The following is an 11,758-nucleotide window of genomic DNA, read 5'->3' on the forward strand; positions in this document are numbered from 1 at the left end:
AATGAAAAAAACAGCATTTCTTATCGTTATATTTATTTTTAGTTTTATTGTTTTTGCTTTATTAAAAACACCCGCAGCCGTTGCGGTTAATCTTGCAAGCAGCCATTTGCCTAAAGGGCTCGAGATTGGCAAGGTATCAGGCAGTGTGTGGCAAGGTCGCATAATGCAGTTACGTTTTGATGGGGAGCAAATTAATAACCTCAGTTGGGATATCTCAGCGTTGACGCTGTTTACAGGGCAGCTGTCTGGTAATCTTAAATTCGGCAATATCCGCGATACATCAGATATTTCAGGCCGAGGTGACTTTAGCTACGGTTTATTTGATCAATCCATTGCACTTACCGATGCCACATTAAGGTTAAGTGTAGAACGTGCAATAAAGCGCTTACAGTTGCCGTTACCTATCAATGCTAAAGGTCGCGTTATTGTAGATTTAGATGAGTATAATTCTGGTGCTCCATATTGCGATTCTCTGACTGGGGAAATTGCTAGCCCTAACATAGATGTGCAAGGTTTATCGGGCTGGTTTAGTATCGGCCCATTGAGTGGGCAGTTGAGTTGTAAATCAGGTGATGTTGCTGTGTTAGTTGACCCTGACAATCGCTTAGGGCTAGAAGCTGATGCAGTATTAAAAGCCAACTTGGATTTTAAAGTGGCTGGGTTTATTAAACCGGATCTTACTTTGCCAAAAGAAGTTCATGATGCAGTGAAGCTTTTATTTCGTGCTGATCGTGATGGTCGTTATCCCCTTAATCTTTAATGGTTGATAGAGTATCTTATGCAAATACCCGCATTTACCCAACAACACGCTGAACAGTTAAATACATTTTTAGCAGGACACAGCGAGGCAATGACCCTACCACAAAGCCAAGGTTATTTGTTTGCTGTCATTTGCTCACCTGAGCCGTTGGATGTTCACGAATGGCTTGATGTTATTGTACCTGATACGCAAGGTCAGTTAGAGGAAGAAATATTGTTTTCTTTTATGGCGTTGTACCATCAAATAAGTGAGCAAGTCTATGAAACAGGGTTTAAATTACCGGTTTCCTTAAAGCATAACGATACGCATGATAGTTACTTAGATCTTGAGCAATGCCAAATGTGGTGTAATGGATTTGTGCAAGGCGCACAAGTGTATTATGCAAAGCTAAGCCAAGCATCAGCGTTAGATAGTGCATTATTAGAGGCATTGCAAACAGCATATGCAAGTTTAGGCTTCTTTGCTTTGGACCATGAGGTTATCTCGTCCATTGCGCAGCAAAATAACATTACTGAGTCGCAGTTAGCGCAGAGTCAGTATGAATTGATGGGAGACTTCGCGTTAGGGTTTGCTGAATTAATAGAGATTATTGCTGTTCAAAGCGGGCTTTATACTGAAGACGGTGAAACCTGGAACTAGGTTAACCTAGTTCCAAGACTATTTCAGTACAGCCCTTAGGGCACTTTGCAACCCCTTGGCCTGGCTTAGGGGTTTTTAGATCGAGTGTTAAAATACCTTGGCATTTTTCACACTTTACTGTATTTCCTTTCGCCAGTTTTTTTAGCAGATTCTTGTGCTGATTAAATGAAGCACTACTTTTTTTTGTTAACGCTGAAAAGTCCACTATTTACCTCGACGTTCAGCAAGTGACTCAGCGGCGATATTGCAAACTGTGTTTAGACGATCTTCATAAAAGTATAAATTGAGATCGTTGCTGCGGCAGTAGCGAGTATGAAAAAGCTGTAATTGCTCGTCTGTTTGCATCGTTTCTTCTAAATACTCAAGCTCAGAGTCAGAGAGTGAGAGTGCTGACTTAATTCTGTTTTTAGCCATGTTTGCAGCAGGCCCGCGATTAATATTGCTGGCATCACTCAAAATATCAACACCTTGGCCAAGTAGTTTTTCTCTTGGTTCTTTTATCATCGGGTGGTCGATTGTAAATAATGCCAGTATGACGATGACAAGGAAAAGAAATTTTTTCATAGTTTAATTAACTTTGATCTGAACGGGTAAGAGTTGAGCGACAGTGTAATAAAATGCACCTTTATAAAGCAAGTGACTAAGATGAATAAATAATGGCAATGAAAGTCAGCTTTTTTAAGTAGACTTGATATAATGCACAAGAACAATTAGATTTTTCAGAAATCTCTGAACGTTACTAGGCTAACGTTGAGTTTTGCACTACTTTTACAGTTAAGGTGTGTTACTTAGCATGCATGGTTTGCAAGAATGTTCGACTATTATTCTCCAAAGGCGTTGAGGGACTTCGATGGACAAGCAAATTAAAGTAAAAAATATACCTACAGAGGTAAAGATCGAAAGACCCGATCTAAATGCCCCTGAGGATAGGTTTAATCCCCGAAATCGTATTTACGTACGAGCAGTGACAGGTTTGCATCAATTGCTCAGGCAACGTATTGGGTTTATCGGCATGCTCGCATTTATGGCACTACCGTGGATAAATTTTAATGGTCAGCAAGCTGTATTGTTTGATTTGATTGGGCAAAAATTTAATATTTTTGGCCTAACATTATGGCCTCAAGATTTTACAATTCTCGCATTTATTCTCATGCTTGCGGCTTTTGCTTTATTCTTAGTGACCACCTTCTACGGCCGAGTGTGGTGTGGGTACACCTGCCCGCAAACGGTCTGGACGTTTATCTTTATTTGGTTTGAAGAAAAGTTTGAAGGCACCGCTAATCAACGTAAAAAGCTTGATCAACGCCCCATGGACTTTGATAAATTTTGGCGAAAAACAGCCAAACACAGTAGTTGGGTCGCATTTTCTTTGTACACGGCCCTCTCTTTTGTTGGTTATTTTACACCGATAAGAGAGCTGCTCCCTGATTTTGTTACTTTAAATGTTGGGGGTTATGCACTAGTCAGTATTATTGTATTTGCAGTATGTACTTACGGTAATGCAGGGTGGATGCGTGAGATTATGTGTTTACATATTTGCCCTTATTCACGTTTCCAATCCGCGATGTTTGATAAAGACACATTTACCGTCAGCTATGATGAACAGCGTGGTGAAAATCGGGGCCCTCGTTCCCGTAAACAAGATCCGAAAGAGCTTAACCTAGGCGATTGCATAGACTGTAATTTGTGTGTCCAGGTATGTCCAACAGGGATTGATATTCGAAACGGTCTACAAGCGGAGTGTATAAACTGCGGTGCATGTATTGATGCGTGCGATGGGGTGATGGATAAGATGAACTACCCACGCGGACTTATTTCTTACACCACAGAACGTAATTTAGAAACACCGGATAACAAAACTAATCCGATGCGGCCAAAAATAATTGGTTATATCGTTATTCTCGTGCTTTTAACGTCAGCATTGGTGGCGAACATTGTACTTCGTAAGCCAATGGACTTAGATATTATCCGTGATAGAAACCAACTGTATCGTGTCGACTTTAATGGTTTAGTTGAAAATACGTATACCCTTAAAGTGATTAACAAAGCACAATATGAGCAGCATTTTAATATAAAAGTTGAAGGGCTGGATAACTTTGAATACATCGGTAAGCAAACATTTACTGTGCAAGCGGGTGAGTCACATAACGTTCCGCTGTCATTAGTGATGGATCCTTATGATTTGAAAAAGCCAGTAACGGAGTTTAGCTTTGTTTTATCGCCAGTAAATGATCCCAGCTCGCAAATTTCTCAGCCGAGCAACTTCTTTAAGGCGCGATAGTTAAGTACACTAACATAAATTAAAAAGCGGGATTTTCCCGCTTTTTTTATATTGATGAGAATTATGAGTAAATTTAGCTTTGAAGGTTTAACCCCTGACTCAATTTTGGATGCCGTTGAAAGTATAGGTATTTATGCCGAATCGGGGTTATTAGCGTTAAACAGTTACGAAAATCGGGTTTATCAGTTTAAAGCTGAAGATGGACACCGCTATGTGGTGAAGTTTTACCGTCCAGAACGTTGGAGTAAAGCACAAATTTTAGAAGAACACAGTTTCGCATTTGAACTCGCTGAAGCTGAAGTACCAGTTGTTGCGCCTATCATTCATAATGGTGAAAGTTTATTTGAACATAACGGGTCTCTTTTTACCTTATTCCCGAGTGTCGGTGGGCGCATATTTGAAGTTGATAATCTTGATCAATTAGATGTTTTAGGGCGTTTAATAGGGCGTATGCATCAAGTTGCACAGGCAACTGAATTTAGCCATCGTCCTGTTATGGGGTGTGATGAGTATTTAGATACAGCTAAAATTCAGTTACAAAGTAGTAATCTCGTGCCTAGTAGTCTCGCGACTGCGTTTTATACCATTCTTGATATGGTGATCACTGAGACTAAAGCGCAGTATCATGATGTTAAGACAATTCGTCTTCATGGTGACTGCCATGCAGGGAATATACTTTGGGCTGGGGATGCACTTATGTTTGTGGATTTAGATGATAGTCGTCAGGGCCCAGCTATCCAAGATTTATGGATGATGCTAAGTGGTGATCGAAATAACCAGCTGTTACAGTTAGATACTTTAGTCGCTGCGTATGAAGAATTTTGCGATTTTGACCACACTCAACTCAAATTAATTGAACCTTTACGTGCGATGCGTATGATTCATTATATGGGGTGGTTAGCTAAACGCTGGGATGATCCTGCATTTCCAAGGAACTTTTCATGGTTTGCAGATGACAAATACTGGGAGCAACAAATTTTAGCATTGAAAGAGCAGTACTCTGCACTGCAAGAGCCGCCGCTAAAGTTATTGCCATAAAAATTATTTCAAGAAAAGTTAATAGAGAGTCCAATGCTTAAAAAATTAAAATTGAGTTTATTACTATTATGTTTCCCCCTTGCCGCGATGGCTGCAGACTTCAAGGCGGGTGAACAATATACCGTGTTAGATATTGAAAAAAGCAATACACCGCAGGTGACGGAGTTTTTCTCATTTTATTGTCCGCATTGCTTTAAATTTGAACCTGTTGCAAAGGCCTTAGAAAAAAGCCTTCCATCAGGGACTGAGTTTGTTAAAAGCCATGTTAACTTTTTAGGTGGCTTATCTCCTCAAGTGCAAAGCAACTTGAGCTATGCCTACATTATTGCCATGCAAAACGGTAAAGGGAGCCAAGTTGCGGATCAAATTTTTAATAGTATCCATGTACAACGTGCTCCACTAGATAACATTAAGGATGTGAAGCAGTTGCTTGAGTTAAATGGCATCGATAACGCAAAATTTGATCAAGAAATTGCCAGTATGCCAGTAATAGCGGCTGAGCGTGCAATGCAAGATAAGCAAAACACGTTTTCAAAATTGGGTGCTTTAACGGGTGTCCCAACATTTATCGTTAACGATAAATATAAAATCAATATTAATACCATCAAGAACCAACAGCAGCTTGATGAGTTAGTTGCCTTTTTATTAGAACAATAAGCGATTAAAACAATAATTTTCGGAGTGAATAATGATTAAATTAGTTAAGGCTGGATTGCTGGCACTATTATTACCTTTAGCAGCTACTGCAGCGCCATCTATTTTTGAAGAGGGTGTACATTATGAAGTTGTGTCTGAACGCGCAAGTAAAAAGCCTGAAGTAAAAGAGTTCTTTTCATTTTATTGCCCAGCATGTAACAACTTTGAGTCACTGCTGGATGAGGTTAAACCCAAATTAGATAAAGGCGTTAAGTTTAAGAAAAGCCATGTTGATTTCGTGGGTGTACGTAACGCTGAAAATCAGCAAATGATTTCTCAGGCACTTGCAACTGCTGAAGTGCTGCCGCAAAAAGATGCACTCATTGCTGCCATGTTTAATCACATTCATGCAAAGCGTGCCAAATTTAATGAACTTGCTGACATTAGAGATGTATTCGTAGCGCAAGGCGTTGACGGCGATAAATTTGATAAAGTATATAAGAGTTTTTCAGTGCGTACTATGTCATCAAAAATGAAGCGTGAACAAACTTATTACCAAGACAAGGGAGCATTAAGAAGTGTGCCGACTTTTATCGTTAATGGTAAGTACAAACTTAATCTAGGTCGTGAAACGGGGATTACTTCACCGGAAGACATCAGCAAGCTGATTAACTACCTAGCGTCTAAGTAATTAACCATCATAATGGTTTTTAGAAGCTCCGTACGCGGAGCTTTTTTATTGGAAATACAATGGAAAAAATACTTGTCTCAAGCTGCTTACTTGGTAAACCTGTGCGTTATGATGGCACTGGACACACGCTTTCTCATCCACAAATAACGACCTGGCAATTGCAAGGTAGAATTGTTCCTCTTTGTCCTGAGGTTGCTGGTGGGCTGCCCACACCCAGGCCCGCTGCGGAAATTATTGAGCACAGGGTCATGACCATTGAGGGTGGAGATGTAACAACTGCATTTAAGCTGGGCGCTCAAAAAGCGCTCCAAATTTGCATGTTTCATAATATTCGTTTTGCGCTCCTTAAAGAGTCTAGCCCATCTTGCGGACGCAATACGATTTATGATGGAACACATAAAGGGAATAAAATAGCGGGAATGGGGTTAACAGCTGAGATTTTAGTGAATAATGGCATTGAGGTATTTAGCGAATCGCAAATGCCAGCACTTATAAAAGCACTGGCAAAAGACTAATATCAATCCGCAATAATACAAAATCATTTTTAGGTATTAAACCTGACGCTAATGGCGTTAAAAATTCCTTATTTAAAATAATTAAATGACGAGCTTTTTGCCTTGTTATCGACAAGGTTTTCTTGCCTCAAAATAGATCCCTTAAGCGAATAGGTATAACGCGTTATTTCTTTTGTAAAAATACACCGGATTCAATATGGTGGGTATATGGAAATTGATCAAAAATAGCAAAACGTTTTACTTCATGGGTTTTGCATAAGTGATCAAGGTCACGCTCGAGTGTGTCTGGGTTACATGAGATATAAATGATATTTTCGTAATTCGCGACCAAATCACATGTTAGTGTATCCATGCCGGCTCGCGGTGGGTCGACAAGAATGGTTTGGCAATCATAACTTTTTAAATCAATCCCCTCTAAACGCGAGAACGTGCGTTCACCATTCATTGCCTGAGTAAATTCTTCACTCGACATACGGATGATATCTAAGTTGTTTACTTTATTTTGGCTGATATTGTACTGTGCTGAATGCACTGAAGATTTAGAGATCTCAGTAGCAAGCACTTTGTTAAACGAGCCAGCAAGTGCTATCGAAAAGTTGCCATTCCCGCAGTAGAGTTCTAACAAATCGTTTTTCAATGGGGCGCATAACGCTTGAGCCCATTCAAGCATTTTGATATTGACCTTGGCATTTGGTTGGGTAAAGCTATTTTCGACCTGTTGAAATATGAGCTCCTTGCCATTGACGGTTAAACGCTCTGTGACAAAATCTTCACCCAGCACTTCTTTTTGTTTACGGGCACGGCCGATAAAATCAATTTTAAAACGCTTGCTGAGCTTAGACTTTAGCGCTTTAATTTCTGTCATCCACTGCTCATCAAGTGGCTTGTGGTAAAGCAGGCTCACTAATATCTCACCGCTAAGCGTCGATAGGTAATCAATTTGGAATAGTTTACGGCGTAATATTTCGCAGCCTTTTAAGTTGTCGATCATTGCCGCCATGACATCACCAATTAAAGGTGCTGCAGGGTCGAAGGTATCAACACGTATTTTTTCTTTAGTAGCTTGATCAAACATAATGTGGAATAAATCGTCACCTTCATGCCATACTCTAAATTCAGCGCGTTGACGGTAGTGAATGGGCTCAGAGCCAAATACTTCTAATTGCTCAACACCGAAACGTTGGAATTGCTCAATAATACGTTGCTCTTTCTCGTTTAACTGCGCATCGTATATTGATGTATCGATCTTAATCACTGCCATTATGCTGACTACCTTTTTCTGTAAGCTACTTATCGGCGCTATTGTAGGGGGCAGAGAGTATTTGTCTAGGGTCTGTTTATCTTTTGAGGTTAATTTTGCAGCTGTGCGTTTAGTTTTTAAGTAAAGCAGAGCCTATGTAGTGTGGTTATTCCCCATCAATAGGCGATAACGTAGCATAAATGCTAAAAGCGCGTTGCCCGAAGGGTTCTGTCTAGGTTGAACAAATTGTAATCCTGAAAGGTCAACAGACCCTAACTTTGCGTAATGAATGGTGGTGTTTTTTTGTACATTTAGCTTTAGTTATTTAAGTTCAGGCCGATAATAAAGAATACAACTATAGGAGTCGGATCATGAAAATTGGCAATTTTGGCTATGTTCCAAACAATAACGTCAATCAAAACAGTAATAAAGCCGGTGCACTACAGCAACCGACAATACAATCTCCCCAAGATAGTTATCAGCAACGTGGTAAAGAACTCGCTGCAAAAGTATTAGGTGAGAAAATGGCTGAAGCACTGGGCTTACCTGTTGTGGAAGAGAAAAAAGATAAACCTCTGTTTGATTTCGAAGAAATCGTTAAGAATGTTCTAGGGTTTGTTACGGGGGCCGTAAAAAAAGCGCAAGCCGATGGCGCGGATGACGATCAGCTTAAAGAGATGCTTGGTGCGGCCCGTAAAGGCGTTCAAACCGGGATAGATGGTGCTGTTGATGAATTAAAAGGCACAGGTGTCTTTAATGATGAAATTGAGCAGGGCATTGAAAAGTCAAAAGAAGGTATTTTTAATGGCCTTGACGACTTTGAAGAGGATTTATTTAATCCAAAACCTGACTCCGTTAGTGTTAGCCAAGCCCAGTATTTAAGTTTAAGTAATAATGCAGAGTATAAATTCACAACTGCTGAAGGTGATGAAGTGAGTATTAGTTTTGCTGATGCTTTCAAACAGCAGTCAGCAAGTAGCTATCAGCGATCGAGTGATAATGAAGGGTTTGCAAGAGAATCATCACAATCTAGAGACTTATCGTTTAGTATGTCTGTAAATGGCGACTTAAATGAGGATGAACAAGAAGCCATTAACGCCTTAATGGAAGATCTTCAGAGTGTGAGCCAAACCTTTTTTGGTGGCGATTTAGAAGAGGCCTTTGAGCAAGCGCAAGAACTGAATCTCGGTAATGAGCAGCTGGTGGCTTTTTCAATGGACTTAAAGCAAACTAAAACGTTTGCGTCGATAAAGGGCTATGAAGAAAATAGACCTGCGCCTGAGAAAGAAATAGCAAATAAAGTGGCGCCTTTTAATGATGATTTAAAAGAGTCGTTTAACAAAGCAAATGAGCTTGGCTTGCAAAATCAATTATCAGGTATTCTTCAGTGGTTAAACCAAGACCAAGAAGAAATTGGTAAACTAGTTGATTATACAAAAGCAATGTTTGAACAAATGAATAACTTGCGTGAGGCAGTATCTGAAGCTTAGACTTTATTTTACACAGTGTGCATGGCAAACTGCCCAGCTTAAATAAAGTCTGGAGTCGGTAGTTTGTCATCACATATTGTAGTTTTTGATTCAGGTATTGGCGGGACCACGGTGCTTGAACATATTCAGGCATCACTTCCACATGCATCGTTTAGCTACTTTATGGATAACGCGTACTTACCTTATGGAAAATTAAGTTCGCAACAGATTATTGCAAGACTAACCTCTCTTTTACACTTCATTGAAACTGAAAAGCTTCACGTTGATATTCTAGTCATTGCTTGTAATACAGCATCCACTTCAGCATTAGCGGCGATTCGAGCATTAACAACCATACCTATCGTGGGTGTTGTACCGGCTATCAAACCCGCCGCAGCTTTGACTAAAAGTAAACGCATTGGCTTACTAGCTACACCAGCAACTACGTGCAATACCTATACACAGCAGCTTATTGAGAGTTATGGTAAGGGGGTAATTGTCGATTTATATAGTAGTGTTGAACTTGTTGCTATTGCCGAACAGCTTTATCTTACGGGGGAATATAGCGAGGCTAGGTTTGAACAAGAGATGCAGAGGTTAGCGGTTCATAAAGAGACAGATGTAATTGTTCTTGGGTGTACTCACTTTCCTATTTTAGCTAAGCATATAAATAGCTATTATGATGGAGCTATACAGTTACTTGATTCCGGCGCAGCAATTGCCAATAGAGTGAGTGCGCTATTAAATCATGGTGGTGAGAAAGGGCTACAAAGGGAAGCATGTTCTATTTTAGTAAAGCAAAAAAAACCGCTGCATTATTATGCAACGGCTTCTGTATTAACAACTAAGTTAAATATAGTACGGGTTAAGCTGATTGATTAGTCTCAGTACGGATTGAGCCTGTATCATCATCTTGTTTTTGTTTTGCTTCACGAACTTTAAGCGTTCGCTGCTGAAACTCACTATCATTTAGTTTAGTTATTGCATTGTCAGCATCAGACTCTGCCATCTCAACAAAACCAAAGCCGCGACGTTTGCCAGTATTTTTATCCTTTAATAGGCGTACGTTAAATACTTTACCTTGTTCTTCAAATAAAGTACGAACAACGCTCTCATTTGCACGATAAGGAAGGTTGCCAACATAAAGTGTTTTTGTTTTTACTTCAGCTTCTTCAATTACGTCAGATGACATCGCACTAACAACAAGACCACCAACTAACACACCCACTGCAAACAGTAAGCCTGGGCTAAGTGTTAAGCTAGCAAGTGCAAAGTTAACTATAACAAAACCTATAACAGCAAGAACGACTAAAGAGATAAGAGATTTTTGATCGGGTAATTTCATTTTGATCTACCAATAAACAGGAAATAAACATTAATTTAACATTGTGAACTTGCTATCTTAACGCGATAAATAAACATATCAATGTTATTTATGTGAAATAATTTAATTTGAAGCAAAAAAAGCAGCAAAAAAGGGCTTATATAGGCAAAAACAAACGGTTTTGCGTGGTTTTTGAGCGAACAGTTAAAAGATCGAAAAAAAGGGTTGATCTGTTTTCGGATCTCCCTATAATGCGACCCCACTGAGACGGCAGAGCGCAACGCATAGCGGGGCACGAGCTAATCACAGAGTTAAATAAAACTTCGGTTTTAAATCTTCTTAAAAGAAAGTTTAAAATTAAGTGTTGACTCGAAAAATTAAGGATGTATTATACGCATCCCTAGCGACAATGTCGCAACGTTCTTTAACAATATAAAGCAATCATCTGTGTGGGCACTCGTACAGATTGAGTTCTAACAGCCAAGCTACTTAGGTAGTGAGGCAAAAAATTTAGAGTCTCAATTGTAACTGAGTGACCAACAGCAATAACTACTTCGGTAGGAATTGCAGCACAGTCAATTCAATATCGAAAGATATTAAATAAATTCAGAATTCATTGAGCGTGTCGGCTCTCTTTATGGGAGAAGACAGAAAAAACTTTTAATTGAAGAGTTTGATCATGGCTCAGATTGAACGCTGGCGGCAGGCCTAACACATGCAAGTCGAGCGGTAACAGAAAGTAGCTTGCTACTTTGCTGACGAGCGGCGGACGGGTGAGTAATGCTTGGGAACATGCCTTTAGGTGGGGGACAACAGTTGGAAACGACTGCTAATACCGCATAACGTCTACGGACCAAAGGGGGCTTCGGCTCTCGCCTAAAGATTGGCCCAAGTGGGATTAGCTAGTTGGTGAGGTAATGGCTCACCAAGGCAACGATCCCTAGCTGGTTTGAGAGGATGATCAGCCACACTGGAACTGAGACACGGTCCAGACTCCTACGGGAGGCAGCAGTGGGGAATATTGCACAATGGGCGAAAGCCTGATGCAGCCATGCCGCGTGTGTGAAGAAGGCCTTCGGGTTGTAAAGCACTTTCAGTCAGGAGGAAAGGTTAGTAGTTAATACCTGCTAGCTGTGACGTTACTGACAGAAGAAGCACCGGCTAA

The 11,758-nt window shown here is 40.1% G+C and carries 13 protein-coding genes and 1 rRNA gene; 10 read left to right on the top strand and 4 right to left on the bottom strand.

All coding sequences use genetic code 11. The features are described 5' to 3' along the window. Nucleotide 1 precedes the first annotated feature (1 nt). Together ATS75_RS19620 and ATS75_RS19625 are read left to right on the top strand one after the other, a co-directional pair. Nucleotides 2-760 (top strand): type II secretion system protein N, encoded by a 759-nt coding sequence (locus ATS75_RS19620; protein ID WP_058562108.1) that lies wholly within the window; start codon nucleotides 2-4, stop codon nucleotides 758-760. Between the two features lie 18 nt (nucleotides 761-778). Continuing rightward, nucleotides 779-1,399, top strand: coding sequence for a UPF0149 family protein (locus ATS75_RS19625; protein ID WP_058562109.1), 621 nt, complete (start codon nucleotides 779-781; stop codon nucleotides 1,397-1,399). A gap of 1 nt (nucleotide 1,400) precedes the next feature. Here ATS75_RS19625 and ATS75_RS20700 read toward each other — a convergent pair whose 3' ends face one another. Then, nucleotides 1,401-1,604, bottom strand: a complete 204-nt coding sequence (locus tag ATS75_RS20700) for a hypothetical protein (RefSeq protein ID WP_058562110.1) — start codon at nucleotides 1,602-1,604, stop codon at nucleotides 1,401-1,403. Next, on the bottom strand, nucleotides 1,604-1,963 hold the full coding sequence (locus tag ATS75_RS19635) for a hypothetical protein (RefSeq protein ID WP_058562111.1): 360 nt from the start codon (nucleotides 1,961-1,963) through the stop codon (nucleotides 1,604-1,606). Before ATS75_RS19635 ends, ATS75_RS20700 begins: the two co-directional genes overlap by 1 nt. A 286-nt stretch (nucleotides 1,964-2,249) precedes the next feature. Between ATS75_RS19635 and ccoG the strand changes: the two genes are divergently transcribed. The 5 genes from ccoG to ATS75_RS19660 all read left to right on the top strand — a co-directional run bounded on the left by ccoG (nucleotide 2,250) and on the right by ATS75_RS19660 (nucleotide 6,560). After that, the gene (ccoG, locus tag ATS75_RS19640) at nucleotides 2,250-3,680 is read left to right on the top strand and encodes a cytochrome c oxidase accessory protein CcoG (protein WP_058562112.1); all 1,431 of its coding nucleotides are present in this window, start codon (nucleotides 2,250-2,252) and stop codon (nucleotides 3,678-3,680) included. A 63-nt stretch (nucleotides 3,681-3,743) separates the two neighbouring features. Then, nucleotides 3,744-4,718, top strand: a complete 975-nt coding sequence (locus tag ATS75_RS19645; protein WP_058562113.1) for a serine/threonine protein kinase — start codon at nucleotides 3,744-3,746, stop codon at nucleotides 4,716-4,718. A 33-nt stretch (nucleotides 4,719-4,751) separates the two neighbouring features. Then, nucleotides 4,752-5,375, top strand: a complete 624-nt coding sequence (locus ATS75_RS19650; protein ID WP_058562114.1) for a thiol:disulfide interchange protein DsbA/DsbL — start codon at nucleotides 4,752-4,754, stop codon at nucleotides 5,373-5,375. A 31-nt stretch (nucleotides 5,376-5,406) separates the two neighbouring features. After that, nucleotides 5,407-6,045: a thiol:disulfide interchange protein DsbA/DsbL gene (locus ATS75_RS19655; RefSeq protein ID WP_058562115.1), complete on the top strand. Its 639-nt coding sequence runs from the start codon at nucleotides 5,407-5,409 to the stop codon at nucleotides 6,043-6,045. Nucleotides 6,046-6,104: 59 nt separating this feature from the next. Further along, nucleotides 6,105-6,560, top strand: coding sequence for a DUF523 domain-containing protein (locus ATS75_RS19660; protein ID WP_058562116.1), 456 nt, complete (start codon nucleotides 6,105-6,107; stop codon nucleotides 6,558-6,560). A gap of 163 nt (nucleotides 6,561-6,723) precedes the next feature. Here the strand turns inward: ATS75_RS19660 and trmA are convergent, their stop codons facing one another. Continuing rightward, the gene (gene trmA / locus ATS75_RS19665) at nucleotides 6,724-7,821 is read right to left on the bottom strand and encodes a tRNA (uridine(54)-C5)-methyltransferase TrmA (protein WP_058562117.1); all 1,098 of its coding nucleotides are present in this window, start codon (nucleotides 7,819-7,821) and stop codon (nucleotides 6,724-6,726) included. A 350-nt stretch (nucleotides 7,822-8,171) separates the two neighbouring features. On the opposite strand from trmA, the gene ATS75_RS19670 reads away from it, so the two are divergent. Continuing rightward, on the top strand, nucleotides 8,172-9,290 hold the full coding sequence (locus ATS75_RS19670) for a DUF5610 domain-containing protein (RefSeq protein ID WP_058562118.1): 1,119 nt from the start codon (nucleotides 8,172-8,174) through the stop codon (nucleotides 9,288-9,290). 63 nt (nucleotides 9,291-9,353) lie between these two features. Further along, entirely contained in the window at nucleotides 9,354-10,151 is a 798-nt protein-coding gene (murI, locus tag ATS75_RS19675) for a glutamate racemase (RefSeq protein WP_058562119.1), read from the top strand. On the opposite strand, the gene ATS75_RS19680 is transcribed toward murI, so the two are convergent. Next, nucleotides 10,135-10,614: an RNA recognition motif domain-containing protein gene (locus ATS75_RS19680; RefSeq protein ID WP_058562120.1), complete on the bottom strand. Its 480-nt coding sequence runs from the start codon at nucleotides 10,612-10,614 to the stop codon at nucleotides 10,135-10,137. The genes murI and ATS75_RS19680 overlap by 17 nt on opposite strands. Before the next feature lie 640 nt (nucleotides 10,615-11,254). Here ATS75_RS19680 and ATS75_RS19685 point away from each other — a divergent pair. Then, nucleotides 11,255-11,758 (top strand): 16S ribosomal RNA (locus ATS75_RS19685); the annotation flags it as partial.

It is taken from the genome of Pseudoalteromonas sp. H105 (assembly GCF_001469215.1).
GTDB lineage: Bacteria > Pseudomonadota > Gammaproteobacteria > Enterobacterales > Alteromonadaceae > Pseudoalteromonas.

Bases quoted from the DNA above. Each gene is read 5' to 3' on its own strand.
- ATS75_RS19620 (WP_058562108.1), top strand. From the start codon at position 2: ATGAAAAAAACAGCATTTCTTATCGTTATATTTATTTTTAGTTTTATT.
- ATS75_RS19625 (WP_058562109.1), top strand. From the start codon at position 779: ATGCAAATACCCGCATTTACCCAACAACACGCTGAACAGTTAAATACA.
- ATS75_RS19635 (WP_058562111.1), bottom strand. From the start codon at position 1,963: ATGAAAAAATTTCTTTTCCTTGTCATCGTCATACTGGCATTATTTACA.
- ccoG (WP_058562112.1), top strand. From the start codon at position 2,250: ATGGACAAGCAAATTAAAGTAAAAAATATACCTACAGAGGTAAAGATC.
- ATS75_RS19645 (WP_058562113.1), top strand. From the start codon at position 3,744: ATGAGTAAATTTAGCTTTGAAGGTTTAACCCCTGACTCAATTTTGGAT.
- ATS75_RS19650 (WP_058562114.1), top strand. From the start codon at position 4,752: ATGCTTAAAAAATTAAAATTGAGTTTATTACTATTATGTTTCCCCCTT.
- ATS75_RS19655 (WP_058562115.1), top strand. From the start codon at position 5,407: ATGATTAAATTAGTTAAGGCTGGATTGCTGGCACTATTATTACCTTTA.
- ATS75_RS19660 (WP_058562116.1), top strand. From the start codon at position 6,105: ATGGAAAAAATACTTGTCTCAAGCTGCTTACTTGGTAAACCTGTGCGT.
- trmA (WP_058562117.1), bottom strand. From the start codon at position 7,821: ATGGCAGTGATTAAGATCGATACATCAATATACGATGCGCAGTTAAAC.
- ATS75_RS19670 (WP_058562118.1), top strand. From the start codon at position 8,172: ATGAAAATTGGCAATTTTGGCTATGTTCCAAACAATAACGTCAATCAA.
- ATS75_RS19680 (WP_058562120.1), bottom strand. From the start codon at position 10,614: ATGAAATTACCCGATCAAAAATCTCTTATCTCTTTAGTCGTTCTTGCT.